Raw genomic sequence first — 17,219 nt, 5'->3', positions numbered from 1 at the left:
CACCGTGATCGGCACCGGCTACCTCGGCGCCACCCACGCCGCGGCCATGGCCGAGCTGGGCTTCGAGACCCAGCACCTCGACCCAGCCCTGGCAGGGGCGCCTACAACCCCTGCCAGGCCGGCTTCGCCGCGTACGTCGCGCGGAAGTAGTCGGCCAGCTTCAGCTTCGTCGCCGCCGCCTCGTCCACGACGACCGTCGCGTGGGGGTGGAGCTGGAGGGCCGAGGCGGGGACGAGGGCGGAGACCGGGCCCTCGACGGACGCGGCGACCGCGTCGGCCTTGCCCTCGCCCGTGGCCAGCAGCACCAGGTGGCGGGCCTCCAGGATGGTGCCGATGCCCTGGGTGATGACGTGGTGCGGCACCTGGTCGATGTCGCCGTCGAAGAAGCGCGCGTTGTCGACGCGGGTCTGCTCCGTCAGCGTCTTGATGCGGGTGCGGGAGGCCAGGGAGGAGCACGGTTCGTTGAAGCCGATGTGCCCGTCCGTGCCGATGCCCAGCAGCTGGAGGTCCACACCGCCGGCCGCCGGCAGCGCCCGGTCGTACGCATCGCACGCGGCCTGGACGTCCTCGGCGGTGCCGTCGGGGCCCATGAAGGAGGACGCCGGGAGCCCCAGCGGCTCGACGACCTGGCGCAGGACCGTCGAGCGGTAGGACTCGGGGTGGTCGGCGGGCAGGCCGACGTACTCGTCGAGCTGGCAGACGCGGGCGCGCGAGACGTCCACCGCGCCGGCGCGGACCTTGGCCGTGAGCGCCTCGTAGACGGGCAGCGGGGTCGAGCCGGTGGCAACGCCGAGCAGCGCGTCGGGCTTGCGGCGCAGCAGGGCGGCCATGGCCTCCGCGATGAGCTCGCCGCCTGCCGTGGCGTCCGGGACGATGACAACTTCCACGCTGGGCCTGCCGATCTGGAGAGGGGGTGTGGTATAGACCAATTTAGCAGAACGGGCGCCGCCCGCCCCGGCTGGCGGGAGGGGGGAGGCCCGTGGTCGACTGAAGGGGCCGCCCGGTGCGCACACGGTGCGGTTCCCCGGGAGGTGGCCGGTATGACCAGGGAAAGACCGGGCCTGATCATGGCCGGGGAGACGGCCGAACAGCCCGCCGTGCTGCGCCGCGTCCTGGACCGCGGCGCGGCCGCCGCCCAGGAGGTCGCCGGGCGCATCGCCGCCCGTGATTTCCGGTTCGTCCTGCTCACCGCGCGGGGCACCTCCGACAACGCGGCCCTGTACGCCAAGTACCTGCTGGAGGTGCGGCTCGGCAAGCCCTGCGGGCTGACCTCCATGTCGACATTCACCGCCTACGGCGCCCGGCCCGATCTGCGGGACGTCCTGGCCGTCACCGTCAGCCAGTCCGGCGGCTCCCCGGACCTGGTGGCCTCCACCGAGGCCGCCCGCGCGGCCGGCGCCATCACCCTGGCGGTCACCAACAACCCGGACTCCCCGCTCGCCGCGGTCGCCGAGTACCACCTCGACATCCTGGCCGGGCCGGAACGGGCGCTCCCGGCGACCAAGACGTACACGGCCTCGCTGCTCACCCTCTATCTCTTCGTCGAGGGGCTGCGCGGCGGCGACGGCTCGGCCGCGCGGGAGCTGCCGGAGCTCGCCGGGCGGATCCTGGCGCGCGGCGCCGAGGTCGCCCGGCTCGCCGCCCGCTACCGCTTCGCCGAGCGGATGGTCTTCACCTCGCGCGGCTACGGCTACCCGACCGCCAAGGAGGGCGCGCTGAAGCTGATGGAGACGAGCTACATCCCCGCCCTCGCCTACTCGGGCGCCGATCTGCTGCACGGGCCGCTGGCCATGGTGGACAACATCTTCCCCGTCATCGCGGTCGTCCCGGAGGGAAAGGGCGGCAAAGCGCTGTCACCTGTGCTGGAGCGGCTGCGCGGGAGAGGGGCGGACCTGGTCGTCGTCGGGAGCGAGGCCGAGGTCGCGCGGGCGACGGACGGTTTCGTCCTGCCCACGGAAGGGGTGGCGGAGGAGGTGCAGCCGGTCCTGGAGATCCTGCCGCTCCAACTGCTCGCCCACGAGGTGACCGTCGCCCGGGGGCAGAACCCCGACGCGCCCCGGGCCCTGGCCAAGGTCACCCGGACACGGTGAGGCGTGCCCGCCCCTGCGCCGTAACGACTACGGCCCCGTAACGACTACGGGCCGCGGCGCCCGCCGGGACCCTCAGCCCAGCCGGCACCGCAGCCCGGAGCGAATCGGCCGGACCGGCGCTCGTGAGGTGTGCGGGCCCCACGGCCGGGTCGGCCGACGGGAGGCCGGGCCGCCCTGGGGCGGGCCGGGCCTCGCTCCGCCCTCTTGTGCGGCGAGGGCGGACGTCTTGGCGCCCATTGTGGACTAGACCATTCATCGCTGTCCATGCTGTTGCCGCACGGACTCCATGGGTATGCCGATCATCATGTGTCCTCCACCGACCGGCCCGTCCCACGCCCCACGGAAAAGAACTAGGCTCACCACCGTGCCCTCCATGAACGACCTCGTACGCCAGCACACCGCACTCGACGACTCCGACCTGGAGTGGCTGCATCTGCTGGTCTCGGAGTGGCAGCTGCTCTCCGACCTGTCCTTCGCCGACCTGGTCCTCTGGGTGCCCACCCTGGACGGCACCCGGTATGTGTCCATCGCCCAGATGCGGCCCAACACCGGACCCACCTCCTACCACGACGACATGGTCGGCCACCTCGTCCCGCGCGGCCGCCGCCCCATGCTCGACGCCGCCCTCGACGAGGGCCGGATCGTCCGGGAGGGCGACCCGGAGTGGCGGGAGGAGGTCCCCGTGCGGGTCGAGTCCATCCCGGTCCGCCGCGAAGGGCGGGTGCTGGGGGTCATCGCCCGGAACACCAATCTGCTGACCGTGCGGACGCCCAGCCGGCTGGAGCTCACCTATCTCCAGAGCGCCTCCGACCTGGCGCAGATGATCGCCGGCGGGTCCTTTCCCTTCCCGGGCCAGCAGGTCGACATGGACGCCTCGCCGCGCGCCGGCGACGGCCTGATCAGGCTGGACGCCGAGGGCATCGTCCAGTACGCCAGCCCCAACGCCCTCTCCGCCTATCACCGGCTCGGCCTCGCCGCCGACCTCGTCGGGCATCATCTGGGCGAGACCACCGCTCAGTTGGCGCCCTCGCGGGGCCCGGTCGACGAGGGCCTGGCCAAGCTCGCCAGCGGCTGGGCGCCCCGTGAGTTCGAGGTGGAGGCCAATGACGGGGTCATTCATCTGAGAGTGATCCCGCTCAAACCCAAGGGCAGCCACATCGGTTCACTCGTACTGTTGCGCGACGTAACCGAACTGCGACGGCGCGAACGCGAGTTGATCACCAAGGACGCCACCATCCGGGAGATCCATCACCGGGTGAAGAACAACCTCCAGACCGTGGCGGCCCTGCTGCGTCTCCAGGCGCGCCGGATCGGCTCCGCCGAGGGCCGTGAAGCGCTGGAGGAGGCGGTCCGCCGGGTCGGTTCCATCGCGATCGTCCACGAGACGCTGTCGCAGAACCTCGACGAACGGGTCGAATTCGACGAGATCGCCGACCGGGTCCTCGCCATGGTCGCCGAGATCTCCCCGGGCCGGGTCACCGCCCGGCGCACGGGCCGCTTCGGGGTGCTCGACGCCGAGGTCGCCACGCCGCTGTCGATGGTCCTCACCGAACTGCTCCAGAACGCTCTTGAGCACGGCTTCGGGCCGGGGGAGCAGGGCACGGTCGAGGTCACCGCGGTCCGTGGCGGAACCCGCCGGGACGCCCGGCTGCTGATCTCCGTCCAGGACGACGGGCGCGGTCTGCCGGAGGGCTTCGACCCCCATCGCGCCGGCAATCTGGGACTTCAGATCGTACGCACCCTGGTGGAGGGCGAGTTGGGCGGAAAGTTCGACATGGTGCCCGCCCCCGAGCGGGGGACACGAGTGGTGCTCGACATTCCCGTAAGGGCGGAGAAACCGTGAACGGCCGTAAGCAGCTGTAATCGGCCGTAAAAAGCACTGAGCCCCGGTCCTCTCAAATGAGAGGACCGGGGCTCAAAGCTTTTATGCCCAGAAAACTGTGCTTAGCGCACGGGTGGGGGGTACTGCGCGCTGCGGCTCGGGGGCCGAGAGGGGCGGGGCGGCTTGCGTCAGGCGGTGGCGTTGCGAGCGCGGTTGCGAGCGGCACGGCGCTTCATCGCGCGGCGCTCGTCCTCGCTGAGGCCACCCCAGACGCCGGAGTCCTGACCGGACTCGAGCGCCCACTGCAGGCACTGCTCCATGACGGGGCAGCGGCGGCAGACGGCCTTGGCTTCCTCGATCTGCAGCAGCGCAGGACCGGTGTTGCCGATGGGGAAGAAGAGCTCGGGGTCTTCCTCGCGGCAAACGGCGTTGTGACGCCAGTCCATGGCTGCTCCATCTCCTCGTGTTACGGCTACGTGGCTTGTGAATGTGAACGCTTTCACGAATCCCCCCGCAAGGGAAGGGCCGACCTCCAGCCAGGCAGGCTGGTGCGGTCCAGGAAGAAAAGGAGGGGGTTCGGGCTCTTCGGGGAAGCCTTGATGGCGGGCTGTCCCGATCGCCACGAAAAGACTCGCAAACCTCGGCGGCGGATACAACCCCTTCTGGAAAGTTTTTTTTGATTCCTCGGTGTCGGCTAGGTCACAGCCGTCATTCCAGGGGGTGGAACCCAGTCTAAACGTTCGAGTGGAAGGACTTTAGGCCCTAGCACTCACACAATCACACGCAGTGCACGGCGAACGCCTGTGAACGTCACGCTGGTGCGCAGTCCGAGGTGGTCGCCGTCCATCTGGAAGGGCAGAGGCGCCTGCGAATGCAAGGTGAAGGAGTCCTGGTCATGCAGTGACACAGCGTGTTTGCCCTGGGGACCGCGCTCCGGCGTCGACGTCAGCAGCTGGGAGCCGTAGCGGGTCGCCGCCAGGGTGGACAGCTTGGTGAATCCCAGCACGTCAAGGGCGGTGTCGAAGGACGCCTGCGGCAGCGCGTACATCGGCCGGTTGCCGAAGTACGTCCATGGGGCCGTGTTGCAGATTATCGACATGACGAGATTTTCGAGTGGCTTCTCGTCAGGCCGTTCGAGGGTGATCGTGCCGTGTCGCCGGTTCGTTTCTCCGAAGAACTGGCGCATCACCTGTCGCACATACAGGGAGTGCGTCGAACGCTTGCCGCGCTCCCGCTGCTGCTCCACCCGGCCGACGACGCCCGCGTCGAAGCCGAAGCCGGCGCAGAAGGTGAACCAGCGGGCCGGCACCGCCTCGTCCTCCGTGCCCGGCGTCCCGCCCGCGAGGCCGAGCCCCACGGTCCGCTCCGAGCCCTCCCGCAGTGCGTCCAGCAGGGCGCCCGTCGCCTCCACCACGTCATTGGGCAGGCCCAGCGCGCGGGCGAAGACATTGGTGGAACCGCCCGGCACCACCGCGAGCCGCGGCAGGGCCTCCGGATCGGGACCGGAGTGCAGCAGGCCGTTGACGACCTCGTTGACCGTGCCGTCCCCGCCGAGCGCTACGACCAGCTCGACATTGCCGCTCTCGGCCGCCCGGCGCGCCAGGTCGCGTGCGTGACCCCGGTACTCGGTCATGGCGACGTCCAGCTTCAGGTCGCTGGCCAGGGCGTGCGCCAGGACATCGCGAGTACGGGCACTGGTGGTGGTGGCCGAAGGATTGACCACAAGAAGCGCACGCATGCGCGCCAGCCTACCTACCTGTCGGTACACGGCCCGTCCCAGGCCCGGCTTCGAAGGATTTGCGTACCGTTACCCTGCTGGGGTGAGCAGCAAGCAGTCCGCGTCGAAATCCGCCCGGAAGGGTGCGCCCCAGGGGAACGCCGGGAAGGGCCCCCGAGGTGCCTCCGGACCCGCTCCGGAAGCCGTGGGGCCTCGGCCCGCCCGGCTGACGGCGGCCGCCGGGCTGGTCGCCCTGGAGGGGCTGGTCCTCGCCGTCTCGGGGATCTATCTGCTGGTCATGGGGCTGCTGGGCAAGCCGGACAGCCCGCAGCAGGCCGAGACGGGCGGGCTGACCGTCCTCGCGCTGGCCGCGCTGCCGCTCCTCGCCGCGCGCGGCCTGTGGCTGCTGCGGCGCTGGAGCCGCGGCCCCGCCATGATCACGCAGATCATGGCGCTGCCGGTCGCCTGGACGCTCTTCAGCGGCGGCGGCGCCTCGCTGATCGCCGGCGCGGTGGCGCTCGCGCTGACGGCCGTGGCCACGCTCGTCCTGCTGGTGAACCCCACCGCGACCGAGGCGCTCGGCATCGGCCCGCGCGAGTCGTGACCACCGGCTCCTGATTACTCCTGCCGGCTCCTGATTGCTCCTGTCACTCCTCGATCAGCAGCCGGTCCCGGAGCTGGGCGAGCGTACGGGCCAGCAGCCGGGAGACGTGCATCTGGGAGATGCCCACCTCCTGGGCGATCTGCGACTGCGTCATGTTGCCGAAGAAGCGCAGCAGCAGGATCTTCTTCTCGCGCGGCGGCAGATCCTCCAGCAGCGGCTTGAGGGACTCCCGGTACTCCACGCCCTCCAGCGCCTCGTCCTCGGCGCCCAGGGTGTCCGCGACCGCCGGGGACTCGTCGTCCGTGTCGGGGACGTCCAGCGAGAGCGTCGAGTAGGCGTTGGCGGACTCCAGGCCCTCCAGCACCTCCTCCTCGGAGATCCCCAGCTGCTCCGCCAGCTCATGGACCGTGGGCGCGCGGCCGTGCCGCTGGGAGAGCTCGGCCGTGGCCGTCGTCAGCGACAGCCGCAGCTCCTGGAGCCGGCGCGGGACCCGCACCGCCCAGCCCTTGTCGCGGAAGTGCCGCTTGATCTCGCCCACCACCGTGGGAGTGGCGTAGGTCGAGAACTCCACCCCGCGGTCCGGGTCGAAGCGGTCCACGGATTTGATCAGGCCGATCGTGGCGACCTGGGTGAGGTCGTCGAGCGGCTCGCCGCGGTTGCGGAAGCGACGGGCCAGGTGCTCCACGAGCGGCAGATGCATCCGCACCAGGTGGTTGCGCAGCTCCGCCCGTTCCGGCGAGCCGTCGGGGAGCGTCCGCAGCTCGATGAACAGGGCGCGGGCGCCGCTTCGGTCGTGCGGATCCGCGTGCTGGTGCCGCTGCCGGCGCTGGTGCTGATCCATGTGGTCCGCCTGCTCTGACCGCTCTGACCGCTCTGATGGGTCGCTCACCCGCTCCGCCGCCGGGCCGACCGGAACCACCGGATCGACCGGGGTCGCCGGATCGACCGGAGCCGCCGGGTCCGTCGGAGTCGTCGGGTCCACCGGGTCCGCCGCGTCCGGCGCGATGTCCGGATTGAGGTCTTCCGGATCGGGCCGGGCAGGCTGCTGCGGGATTGCCGGAGTGCGCACTCCCCGCGATGACGCAGTACTCACGGAGCCCCCTCTTCCGTCACGGCTGCCCGGGGCCGGCGCCGCGCTTCTTGTGCAGGCTGATGCTCACCGTCCGGTCCTCCGCGACGGTGGAGTCGACCTCGCCGGCCAGGGCGGAGAGCACCGTCCAGGCGAAGGTGTCGCGCTCGGGGGCGCGGCCGTCCGTCGTCGGCGCCGAGACGGTCACCCGCAGCGCGTCCCCGACGAGCCGGAAGACACAGCTGAGCACGGAACCGGGAACGGCCTGTTGCAGCAGGATGGCGCAGGCCTCGTCCACGGCGATGCGCAGGTCCTCGATCTCGTCGAGGGTGAAGTCCAGCCGGGCCGCGAGACCGGCTGTCGCCGTCCGCAGCACCGACAGATAGGCACCCGCAGCGGGCAGCCGGACTTCCACGAAGTCCTGGGTCGTCCCAGGCTCGCCAGCGATTGGGGACACCCTCACCTCCAAGGTGGCACAAGCTCATTGAGCTGTCGGGAGCGCCGGTCCCACGGCCCCCGGACGAGGGCGGCGCGGGCCGGTGCGGCACATGGTCCGGCTGAGACGCTATCGCGATCTGCGGTTCCGCGCCGCAGGCCCACGACTGTCACTCATGGTAAACCCGTAAGCACAGACGGTGGGTAGGGCTGTGCGGCCTCAAATCGAAAGCGAGGTCGGCCTGTTGGGATTTTCGTCACTCTGTGCGAGCACCGCAAGAGCCTGGAGCGGTTCTCCCGACAACCGGCGGACGGTCCACCCGTCCATCGCCTCCGCGCCCAGCGATTCGTAGAAGGCGATCGACGGCGCGTTCCAGTCCAGCACTGACCATTCGAAACGCTGATAGCCCCGCTCCACGCAGATCCGGGCGAGCTCCGCCAGGAGCGCCCTGCCGTGGCCGCCGCCGCGGGCGTGCGGACGCACGTAGAGGTCCTCCAGGTAGATACCGTGCGTACCCGTCCAGGTCGAGAAGTTGCGGAACCACAGGGCGAAGCCCACCGTTTCCCGACGGTCCGCGTCACTCTCCGCTATCAGCGCGTGGACCGCCGGGTCCGCGCCGAACAGGGCGTCGCGCAGCTGTTCCTCGGTCGCCCGCGCCTCGGTCAGCGCCCTTTCGTAGTCCGCCAGTTCACGGATCATCGCAAGGATCCGCGGGACGTCGGCCGGAGTCGCGGGTCGGATCATGCGGGCATGATCTCAGACGATGTGCTTGTCCTCGTAGCACCAGCGCCAGCTCTGCCCCGGCTCGAAGCTGCGCATCACCGCGTGCCCCGTCTCCTCGAAGTGCCCGGTCGCGTGGCGGTACGGGGACGAGTCGCAGCAGCCCACGTGGCCGCACACCAGGCACAGCCGCAGCTGCACCGGATGGCTGCCCGCCGCCTCGCACTCCGGGCAGGTCGGGGTCAGCGGCGCCGGTTCGGGGCGCGGCAGCTCGTCCACATGCGAACACTCGATCATGATGGCCAGGTTAGAGCGCGCGAGCGGAACGCGAACGGAAGGGTGGAGGAGCCATGGACGTCATGCCGCTGCTGACGCTGATCGCGGGCGGCGCCGCCGTCGCGGGCGCCGCCCGCAGGACCCCCGTACCCGCGCCGCTGCTGCTCGTCGCCGTCGGCCTCGTCGCCTCGTACGTCCCCGGCGTACCGGACTACACCCTCGACCCCCACATCGTGCTGCCCCTGGTGCTGCCGCCCCTGCTGCACACCGCCGCCCTGGAGAGCTCCTACCTCGATCTACGGGCCAACCTGCGGCCCGTGGCCCTGCTCAGCGTGGGGTACGTCCTCTTCGCCACCCTCGCGGTCGGCTACGTGGCCTCCCGCGCGGTGCCCGGCCTGCCGCCCGCCGCCGCGCTCGTGCTGGGCGCGGTGGTGGCCCCGCCCGACGCGGTGGCCGCCACCGCGATCGCCCGGAGGCTGGGGCTGCCGTCCCGGATCACCACGATCCTCCAGGGCGAGTCCCTGGTGAACGACGCGACCGCCATCACCGCGTACAAGGTCGCCCTCGCCGCTGCTCTTGGTGCCGGAGCCACCTGGGCCGAGGGCGTCCGGGAGTTCGTGATCGCCTCCGTCGGGGGCATCGGCGTCGGGCTGATCCTCATGGTGCCGATCCACTGGCTGCGCACCCACCTGCGGGAGCCACTGCTCCAGAACACCCTCTCGCTGCTCATCCCGTTCGTCGCCTACGCCGCCGCCGAGGAGGTCGAGGCGTCCGGGGTGCTCGCCGTGGTCGTGGTCGCGCTCTACCTGGGACACCGGTCCTGGCAGGTCGACTTCGCCACCCGGCTCCAGGAGGCGGCCGTATGGCGGGTGGTCTCCTTCCTCCTGGAATCGGCCGTCTTCGCCCTCATCGGGCTCCAGTTGCGGATCGTGCTGCGGGACCTGGGGGCGTACGGGGTGGGGGAGGCACTCCTGTACGCGGTGATCGTGTTCGTCGCGGTCGTCGTCGCGCGGTACGTGTGGGTCTTTCCGGCGACGTTCCTGCCTCGGGCGCTCTTCCCCCGGATCCGGGAGCGGGAGCCCGACACGGACTGGAAGGCGCCGGCGGTGGTGGGGTGGGCCGGGATGCGGGGTGTGGTCTCGCTGGCGATCGCCTTCTCCATCCCCGTCGCGACGGACGAGGGGGCGCCGTTTCCCGCGCGGAGCCTCATTCTTTTTCTCACGTTCACGACGGTGATCGGGACGCTGGTGGTGCAGGGGCTCACCCTGCCCCCGCTCATCCGCCGGCTGCGGCTGCCCGCGCGGGACGTGGGCGCGGAGACGCTCGTGGAGGCGCAGGCGCAGAGCGAGGCGTCGACGGCTGCGGAGCGCCGCCTGGAGTCGCTTCTCGCGGATGAGCGCAACGCGCTGCCGCAGCCGCTGGCCGACCGGTTGCGTGCTGTGCTGGAGCGGCGGCGCAACGCTGTCTGGGAGCGGCTGGGGGCGGTCGACGAGCGGACGGGGGAGTCGGTGGACGACACGTACCGGCGGCTGGCGCGGGAGGTGATCGGCGCGGAGCGGGAGGTCTTCGTGGCCCTGCGGGACGCGCGCCGCATCGACGACGAGATGCTGCGGACGCTGCTGCGCCGTCTGGACCTGGAGGAGGCGGCGGCGTACCGGGAGGGCGAGGAGGGCTGAGGCCGTCGTTCCGGGTCGGGGGTGGGGGTGGGGGTGGGGTGGGGTGGACGAAATCCTTGCGCCGAAGGCGCGGAAAACCCCCACCGGCGGTCAGCCGTCCCCCTACGGCGCCCCCGTGATGACGGCCACCACCCGCGTGCCGGGTGCGAACGCCCCCTCCCGGGCGAGCGTCGTCAGCCCGTACAGCATCTTCGCCACGTACACCCGCTCCAGCTCGATCCCGTGCCGGCTGGCGAAATCCGCTGCGAATTCCTCCAGCTCCGGGGAGGTCTTCGCGTAGCCCCCGCCGTGGAATCGGTCGTCCAGGCTCCAGGCGCCACGGCGGCCTCCGAAGGCCTCGTTCTGGAGGCGGAGTATCTCCTGCTCCAGGAAGCCTCCCTTCAGGACCGGGAAGCCGATCGCCCGCCGGCCGGCGGACAGCCCCGCCGCCAGTCCGGCGAGCGTGCCGCCCGTGCCGCAGGCCACGCCCACCACGTCCGCGACGCCGCGCAGCTCGCGGCCGAGCTCGGTGCAGCCGTGGGCGGCCGCCGCGTTGCTGCCGCCCTCGGGGATGACGAACGCGTCCGGAGGGGCCAGGGACGCCAGGACCTCCGGTTCCGCCTTGCGGCGGTACGTCGCGCGGTCGACGAAGCGCAGCCGCATGCCGTCCGCCACGCAGCGGGCCAGGGACGGGTTGAGCGGGCGGTCGGCCAGTTCGTCGCCCCGGACGACGCCGATCGTCCCGAAGCCCAGCAGGCGGCCGGCCGCCGCCGTGGCCCGGAGGTGGTTGGAGTACGCCCCTCCGAACGTGAGCAGCGTCCGGGCGCCGGACGCGGCCGCCGCGCGCAGGTTGGGCTCCAGCTTGCGCCACTTGTTGCCCGGCAGGTCCGGGTGTATCAGGTCGTCCCGCTTGAGCAGCAGCCGCAGGCCGCGCTCGGCGAAGCGCTCGTCCGCGAGCTCCGTGAGCGGGGACGGCAGACATGGCCGCAGCGCGGCGGGTCCGGCCGCGCCGGGGGGATTGTCGCTGGTCACGCAGTCCATTTTGTACTCTTGCGATCGCCGACGACGACGTCGGTGAGACACCGCCAGGAAAGCGCAGAGCAGCATTGGACTACCAGGCCGTCCTCGAAGAGGTCGCCGACTTCGCCCGGCCGTTGATCGGCCGTGGGCAGGTGGCCGACTACATCCCCGCCCTCGCGGAGGTGGACACCGGACAGTTCGGCATCGCCGTCGCCGATGTCGACGGCCGCGTGTACGGCGTGGGGGACTGGGAACGGCCCTTCTCGGTGCAGTCCATCTCCAAGGCGTTCAGCCTCGCGCTGGTGCTGGCCGAGGGCGGCGACCGGATCTGGGAGCGGGTGGGCACCGAGCCCTCCGGCAACCCCTTCAACTCGCTGGTCCAGCTCGAGTACGAGCACGGCATTCCGCGCAATCCGTTCATCAACGCCGGCGCGCTGGTCGTCACCGACCGGCTCCAGACGCTGACCGGGGACGCCAGCACGACGATGCTGGACTTCCTGCGGGCGGAGAGCGGGAACCCGGACGTCTCCTTCGACGCGGCGGTGGCCAGGTCCGAGTCCGAGCACGGTGACCGTAACGCCGCCCTGGCCCACTTCATGGCCAGCTACGGCAACCTCGACAACCCCGTGCCGACGGTGCTGGAGCACTACTTCTGGCAGTGCTCCGTCGAGATGAGCTGCCGGGACCTCGCGCTGGCCAGCGGCTTCCTGGCCCGGCACGGCCTGCGGGCCGACGGGACGCGGCTGCTGCCGCGCCGCGAGGCCAAGCAGGTCAACGCCGTGATGCTGACGTGCGGCACGTACGACGCGGCCGGCGACTTCGCCTACCGGGTGGGCCTGCCGGGCAAGAGCGGCGTGGGCGGCGGCATCGTCGCGGTGATACCGGGACGCTGCACGCTGTGCGTCTGGAGCCCGGGGCTGGACGCCCGGGGGAACTCCGTGGCGGGTGTGGCGGCGCTGGACCACTTCACGACGCTCACCGGGTGGTCTGTTTTCTGAGGCCCCGGTGCCCCCGGTGCCCCCCCGTGTTCCCGGGGGACGGGGCCTGGGTCGCGGGGTGCCCTGCCCCGGCGCATGGTGGTGCCATGGAGCATGAGCTGCGCGCCGAGTACATCGACGGCAGGGCCGCCGCCGACCCCCGGGCCGAGGTCAAGATCTGGCACGTGGTCCGGGAGGACGGTACGACCGCGATGTGCGGACGGGAGCTGGAGAGCGCCGCCGCCGTGCGGTCGGCGGACGACTGGGGCAGCCCGGACGTGCCGATGTGCCACTCCTGCGGGGCGCTCTACCTGCGTGAGCAGCCTTAGCGCCATGCCCTACGGGCAGTGGATGACCTGCCCCGCGTACGACAGGTTGCCGCCGAAGCCGAACAGCAGGATCGGCGCGCCCGGCGCCACCCGGCCGGAGGCCACCAGCTTCGACAGCGCCAGCGGAATGCTCGCCGCCGACGTGTTGCCGGACTCGGTGACGTCGCTGGCGACGATCGCGTTGACCGCGCCCAGCTTCCGGGCCACCGGCTCGATGATGCGCAGGTTCGCCTGGTGGAGGACGACGGCCGCCAGGTCCTCGGGGGTGATCCCGGCCCGCTCGCAGACCGTGCGGGCGATCGGCGGGAGCTGTGTCGTGGCCCAGCGGTAGACGCTCTGGCCCTCCTGCGCGAAGCGCGACGGCGTGCCCTCGATCCGTACGGCGTGGCCCATCTCCGGGACCGAGCCCCAGACGACCGGGCCGATGCCCGGCTCGGGCGAGGCCGTGACCACGGCCGCGCCGGCGCCGTCGCCGACCAGGACGCAGGTGGTGCGGTCGGTCCAGTCCGCGACGTCCGTGAACTTCTCCACGCCCACGACCAGCGCGTTCGTCGCCGATCCGGCGCGGATGGCGTGGTCGGCGGTGGCGAGGGCGTGGGTGAAGCCGGCGCAGACGACGTTGATGTCCATGACGGCGGGGGAGGTCAGGCCCAGCGCGGCGGCGACGCGGGCGGCCGTGTTGGGGCTGCGGTCGACGGCCGTGCAGGTGGCGACGAGGACGAGGTCGATGTCGGCGGGGGCCAGCCCGCTGTTGGCCAGGGCCTTGGCGGCCGCCTGGCCGGCCATGTCGGCGACCGTCTCGGTGGGCTCGGCCACCCGGCGGGTGCGGATGCCGACCCGGGTGCGGATCCACTCGTCGCTGGTGTCGACCATGGCGGCCAGCTCATCGTTGGTGAGCACCCTGGCCGGCTGGTAGTGGCCGAGAGCCAGTACCCGGGATCCGGTCATCGGCGTTCCTCCTGCGCGCGCGGGGAATGAGGAGCTCCCAGTTTTGACGCTGCGCGGCTGTGGAGAGGTACGCGATCCGCCAATGTTCCGGCGGGTAACTGGTGAGATCCGCACAGGGCCCGGCCGCCGGAGCGGCCGGGCCCTGACCCTACGGGACGGTCACCGGACAGTGCGTCAGCGCAGCGAGAGCGCCGTGCGGATCGTGGTGAACAGCTCGGTCTGGTCGGTGACGCCGAGGACGCGCTGGGACTGCGGGCCCTGGGCGGCGATCCGGACCTCGGTGCCGGTGTGCTCCTGGGACTGGCCCGGAGTGTTGGTGGAGTAGTTCACCTTGAGCTGCTGGCCCTCGTTGGTGATCAGGGTCGAGGACAGGCCGGGCGGGTTGGCCTCCAGCGGCACGATCTGGCTGCTGTGGCCGTGGTCGGCGGTGGTGACGACCAGGGTGTCCGGGTGCTGGGCGGCGTACTCGCGGGCGGCCTTGACCGCGCGGTCGAAGGCGGCGGTCTCACCGATCTGGCCGCAGGGGTCGGCGGCGTGGTCGCGCTTGTCGATGGAGGCGCCCTCGACCTGGAGGAAGAAGCCGTTCTTCTTGCCCTTGCCGGTGTTCAGCAGCTCCAGTGCCTTGCGGGTCTGGCTCTCCAGGTCCGGGGTGCCGGCCTTGCGGTCGGGGTTGTTCGTCACACAGCGCTGGGCGGCGGTGCCACCGACGGCGGCGTTCTTGCCGGTCCACTCGACGGGGACGTTGCCGGGGGCGAAGAGGCCCAGCACCGGCTTGCCGGCGCGCGCCGACGAGAGGCCCTTGGCGTCGGTCACGACCTGGTAGCCCAGCTTCTCGGCCTGCTGGGTGACGGTCATGCCCTGGTAGCGGCCCTCGGTGATCTTCTGGTCGAAGCGGGCCTTGCCGCCGCCGAGGAGGACGTCGACCTTGTGGCCCACGCTCTGCTCGGCGATGGAGCCCGGGCCGCCCTTGGCGACGGTGTCGTTCGGGCACGCCTTCATGTCGGCCGGGCCCTGGCAGCTGCGGTCGGTGGCGTGGGAGGCGAGCACGGCCGGGGTGGCGTCGGTCAGCTCGGCCGTGGTGACGCTGCCGGTGGCCAGACCGCCTCGCTGGGCCAGCTCCAGGACGGTGGTCATCGGCTTGTCGGTGCCGGGGGTCTTGGATATCCGGCCGTTGACCGTCTTGCGTCCGGTCGCCCAGCCGGTGCCGCTGGCGGCCGAGTCGGTGACGTAGTCGGGCTTGCCGTTCTTGTCGACGGCGTACGTCGTGTAGGCGCCCGTCATGGGGAACTTGTCCATGTTGAGCCGGCCGGCCGCGCCCACGGTGTAGTCGCGGGCCAGGGTGATCTCCGAGTCGCCCATGCCGTCACCGATGAGCAGGATGACGTTCTTGGCCTTCTTCGGGGTGTGGCTCGAGACGTCCGACGGGCCGTGGTGCTCGGCCGCCGAGGCCGCGGCGGGCACCGCGATCCCGGCGACGAGCAGCGCGGCGGCGCCCCACGCGAGACGGCGTCGGTACGGACGAGAACCCATGGTCTGTTCCTTCCTGGAGGTCCGGGCGGGGTGCCCGGACGCAGGAAGGACACCAGGGGCGGGTGTACCGCGGGGGACCTCCAGGTGACCTGGAGGTCACCGGGTGCTGTCGACAGCGCTTCCCTGTGCGGTCTGCGGGGTAGGAGCGGCGGGAGCGGCGGATGAGGTCGCGGCGGGAGCGGTCGAAGAGGTCGCTACGGGCGCTTCGGCGTCGTCGCTCTTCATCGCCTTGGCCTCGCTCTTGAGGATGCGCATGGACTTGCCCAGGGAACGGGCCGTGTCGGGCAGTTTCTTCGACCCGAACAGGACGACCATGACGAGCACGACCACGAGAATGTGCCAGGGCTCCAGGGCGTTCCGCAGCATGACGGCTCCACCGCCTCTCTATCGATCTCTACCGGCTCTTGTGACGTTCTGACCTGATGGCCGACCACACAATACTTGCTAGATTGCGCAACTGGACAACCAAAGTTCGTGGCAACCCGTCCTACGGGGCAGAACGGCACGAACCGGGGGAGCGATGAGGGTACGGACATGACGGGCACGCGAGGCAGGCCGAGGCGTCGGGTGCGGATCGTCACCGTGGTCGCGGTGTCGTTCCTCCTGCTGCTCGTCGCCGGCGCCGGATGGGTGTACCTGCGGCTCAACGGCAACATCAGCACGTTCGACGCCGACGGCCTGTCCAAGGACCGTCCCGGCGCGGGGGCGGCCGGACAGAACGTCCTGGTGATCGGCTCCGACTCGCGGTCCGGCGACAACGCCGCGCTGGGCGGCGGCGAGGGCGACGTGGGCCGCTCGGACACCGCCTTCCTGCTGCACGTCTACGGCGACCGCGAGCACGCCGTCGCCGTCTCCATCCCCCGGGACACCCTCGTGGACATCCCGCCCTGCCGGCTCCCCGACGGCGGTTGGACGAACGAGCAGCAGCACGTGATGTTCAACTCGGCCTTCACGGTGGGCGGCTCGCCCAAGGGCAACCCCGCCTGCACCCAGAACACCGTCGAGCGCCTCACCGGGCTGCGCGTCGACCACACGGTCGTCGTCGACTTCGCGGGCTTCTCCGCGATGACGTCCGCCGTGGGCGGCGTCGACGTGTGCGTCCCCAAGGACGTCTACCGGGGCGACCTCAACCCCAACCTCGGCTCGCGCGGCGAACTCCTCTTCCGCCAGGGCCGGCAGACCGTCTCGGGCCAGAAGGCCCTCGACTACGTACGGGTGCGGCACGGCATCGGCGACGGCTCCGACATAGGACGGATCCAGCGGCAGCAGGCCTTCCTCTCCTCGCTGATCAAGAAGGTCCGGTCCCAGGGCTTCAAACCCACCACCCTGCTCCCGCTCGCCGACGCGGCCACCAAGTCGATGACCGTGGACCCGGGGCTGGGCTCGGCGGACAAGATGCTGTCGTTCGCGATGTCGCTGAAGAACATCGACCTCCACGACATGAAGTTCGTGACCCTGCCCTGGCGCTACGACGGCGACCGCGTGGCCATCGTCCAGCCCGACGCGGACGCCCTGTGGGCCTCGATCCGGGCGGACCGGACGATCGACGGCAAGGACGCGGGCCGGAAGGGTGGCGGGGGGTCGTCATCGGAGGGTCCCTCCGCCCCGGTCTCCGGCTCGGGCGTGAAGGTCTCCGTCCGCAACGGCACGACGGTCGACGGGCTCGCCGCCCGCGCCGCCGCCTCCCTCAAGGGCAGCGGCTTCGAGGTCATGGACACTGCGACGGCCGGTTCGCAGGACGAGTCGGGCACGGTGATCGAGTTCGGTCCGGGCGAGGCGGGCAACGCGCGGACCGTCGCCCGGCTCTTCCCGGGGGCGTTCGTGCGCGGCGCGGACATCAGCGGCGTCGTGGTCACGCTGGGACGCGACTACGCGGACGCGCCGTCGTCCTCGCCTTCGCCGTCGGGGCCCTCGTCGCCGTCGCCGTCCGGTGCCTCCAGCGGTGCCCGCTCGGCGGACGACGACCCCTGCGCCAATCTCTCGTACGGCTGAGGTGAGACACAGTGGAACCTATATGCCTGATTGA

At 71.3% G+C, this 17,219-nt stretch carries 18 protein-coding genes; 7 read left to right on the top strand and 11 right to left on the bottom strand.

The annotated features are described in order from the left end of the window. Positions 1-101: 101 nt before the first annotated feature. A complete protein-coding gene (gene nagB / locus AB0E98_RS20740; RefSeq protein WP_361704612.1) occupies positions 102-887 on the bottom strand; it encodes a glucosamine-6-phosphate deaminase in 786 nt (261 codons plus the stop codon). A 153-nt stretch (positions 888-1,040) separates the two neighbouring features. Between nagB and AB0E98_RS20735 the strand changes: the two genes are divergently transcribed. Together AB0E98_RS20735 and AB0E98_RS20730 are read left to right on the top strand one after the other, a co-directional pair. Beyond that, positions 1,041-2,090 carry an SIS domain-containing protein gene (locus tag AB0E98_RS20735; protein ID WP_361704610.1) on the top strand — a complete coding sequence of 350 codons (1,050 nt, stop codon included), beginning with the start codon at positions 1,041-1,043 and terminating at the stop codon, positions 2,088-2,090. 373 nt (positions 2,091-2,463) lie between these two features. Continuing rightward, a complete protein-coding gene (locus AB0E98_RS20730) occupies positions 2,464-3,933 on the top strand; it encodes a histidine kinase N-terminal domain-containing protein (RefSeq protein WP_361704607.1) in 1,470 nt (489 codons plus the stop codon). Between the two features lie 167 nt (positions 3,934-4,100). On the opposite strand, the gene AB0E98_RS20725 is transcribed toward AB0E98_RS20730, so the two are convergent. Next, positions 4,101-4,358, bottom strand: a complete 258-nt coding sequence (locus AB0E98_RS20725; RefSeq protein WP_004937597.1) for a WhiB family transcriptional regulator — start codon at positions 4,356-4,358, stop codon at positions 4,101-4,103. Between the two features lie 323 nt (positions 4,359-4,681). Beyond that, positions 4,682-5,650: a diacylglycerol kinase family protein gene (locus AB0E98_RS20720; RefSeq protein WP_361704604.1), complete on the bottom strand. Its 969-nt coding sequence runs from the start codon at positions 5,648-5,650 to the stop codon at positions 4,682-4,684. Positions 5,651-5,834: 184 nt separating this feature from the next. Here AB0E98_RS20720 and AB0E98_RS20715 point away from each other — a divergent pair, with 184 nt between their 5' ends. Then, complete coding sequence (locus AB0E98_RS20715; RefSeq protein ID WP_361705258.1) at positions 5,835-6,233, top strand: hypothetical protein; 399 nt, start codon at positions 5,835-5,837, stop codon at positions 6,231-6,233. A 43-nt stretch (positions 6,234-6,276) separates the two neighbouring features. On the opposite strand, the gene AB0E98_RS20710 is transcribed toward AB0E98_RS20715, so the two are convergent. From AB0E98_RS20710 to AB0E98_RS20695, 4 genes are all read right to left on the bottom strand, one after another. Continuing rightward, on the bottom strand, positions 6,277-7,152 hold the full coding sequence (locus tag AB0E98_RS20710; protein WP_361705256.1) for an RNA polymerase sigma factor SigF: 876 nt from the start codon (positions 7,150-7,152) through the stop codon (positions 6,277-6,279). A gap of 190 nt (positions 7,153-7,342) precedes the next feature. Next, the gene (locus tag AB0E98_RS20705) at positions 7,343-7,759 is read right to left on the bottom strand and encodes an anti-sigma regulatory factor (RefSeq protein ID WP_126915983.1); all 417 of its coding nucleotides are present in this window, start codon (positions 7,757-7,759) and stop codon (positions 7,343-7,345) included. A 198-nt stretch (positions 7,760-7,957) separates the two neighbouring features. Further along, a complete protein-coding gene (locus AB0E98_RS20700) occupies positions 7,958-8,482 on the bottom strand; it encodes a GNAT family N-acetyltransferase (RefSeq protein ID WP_361704601.1) in 525 nt (174 codons plus the stop codon). A gap of 12 nt (positions 8,483-8,494) precedes the next feature. Continuing rightward, a complete protein-coding gene (locus tag AB0E98_RS20695) occupies positions 8,495-8,755 on the bottom strand; it encodes a UBP-type zinc finger domain-containing protein (protein WP_311614490.1) in 261 nt (86 codons plus the stop codon). Between the two features lie 53 nt (positions 8,756-8,808). Between AB0E98_RS20695 and AB0E98_RS20690 the strand changes: the two genes are divergently transcribed. Then, on the top strand, positions 8,809-10,410 hold the full coding sequence (locus AB0E98_RS20690; protein WP_361704598.1) for a Na+/H+ antiporter: 1,602 nt from the start codon (positions 8,809-8,811) through the stop codon (positions 10,408-10,410). Between the two features lie 102 nt (positions 10,411-10,512). Here AB0E98_RS20690 and AB0E98_RS20685 read toward each other — a convergent pair whose 3' ends face one another. Further along, positions 10,513-11,430, bottom strand: coding sequence for a pyridoxal-phosphate dependent enzyme (locus AB0E98_RS20685; protein ID WP_361704596.1), 918 nt, complete (start codon positions 11,428-11,430; stop codon positions 10,513-10,515). A gap of 65 nt (positions 11,431-11,495) precedes the next feature. Between AB0E98_RS20685 and AB0E98_RS20680 the strand changes: the two genes are divergently transcribed. Both AB0E98_RS20680 and AB0E98_RS20675 read left to right on the top strand, forming a co-directional pair. Continuing rightward, positions 11,496-12,407, top strand: a complete 912-nt coding sequence (locus AB0E98_RS20680; protein ID WP_311614494.1) for a glutaminase — start codon at positions 11,496-11,498, stop codon at positions 12,405-12,407. Between the two features lie 86 nt (positions 12,408-12,493). Continuing rightward, positions 12,494-12,715 carry a hypothetical protein gene (locus AB0E98_RS20675; RefSeq protein WP_361704593.1) on the top strand — a complete coding sequence of 74 codons (222 nt, stop codon included), beginning with the start codon at positions 12,494-12,496 and terminating at the stop codon, positions 12,713-12,715. Between the two features lie 9 nt (positions 12,716-12,724). Here the strand turns inward: AB0E98_RS20675 and AB0E98_RS20670 are convergent, their stop codons facing one another. The 3 genes from AB0E98_RS20670 to tatA all read right to left on the bottom strand — a co-directional run bounded on the left by AB0E98_RS20670 (position 12,725) and on the right by tatA (position 15,559). Further along, a complete protein-coding gene (locus tag AB0E98_RS20670; RefSeq protein WP_361704590.1) occupies positions 12,725-13,663 on the bottom strand; it encodes a beta-ketoacyl-ACP synthase III in 939 nt (312 codons plus the stop codon). A 174-nt stretch (positions 13,664-13,837) separates the two neighbouring features. Further along, on the bottom strand, positions 13,838-15,193 hold the full coding sequence (locus tag AB0E98_RS20665; protein ID WP_361704587.1) for an alkaline phosphatase: 1,356 nt from the start codon (positions 15,191-15,193) through the stop codon (positions 13,838-13,840). Between the two features lie 96 nt (positions 15,194-15,289). Then, positions 15,290-15,559, bottom strand: a complete 270-nt coding sequence (tatA, locus tag AB0E98_RS20660) for a Sec-independent protein translocase subunit TatA (RefSeq protein WP_361704585.1) — start codon at positions 15,557-15,559, stop codon at positions 15,290-15,292. A gap of 168 nt (positions 15,560-15,727) precedes the next feature. Between tatA and AB0E98_RS20655 the strand changes: the two genes are divergently transcribed. Continuing rightward, positions 15,728-17,185 carry an LCP family protein gene (locus AB0E98_RS20655; RefSeq protein WP_361704582.1) on the top strand — a complete coding sequence of 486 codons (1,458 nt, stop codon included), beginning with the start codon at positions 15,728-15,730 and terminating at the stop codon, positions 17,183-17,185. The last annotated feature ends 34 nt before the right edge of the window (positions 17,186-17,219 follow it).

Source organism: Streptomyces sp. NPDC037389 (genome assembly GCF_040636475.1).
Taxonomy (GTDB): domain Bacteria; phylum Actinomycetota; class Actinomycetes; order Streptomycetales; family Streptomycetaceae; genus Streptomyces; species Streptomyces hesseae.
The sequence above is the reverse complement of the archived record's forward strand: the minus strand, read 5'-3'. Positions and strand labels throughout refer to the sequence as shown.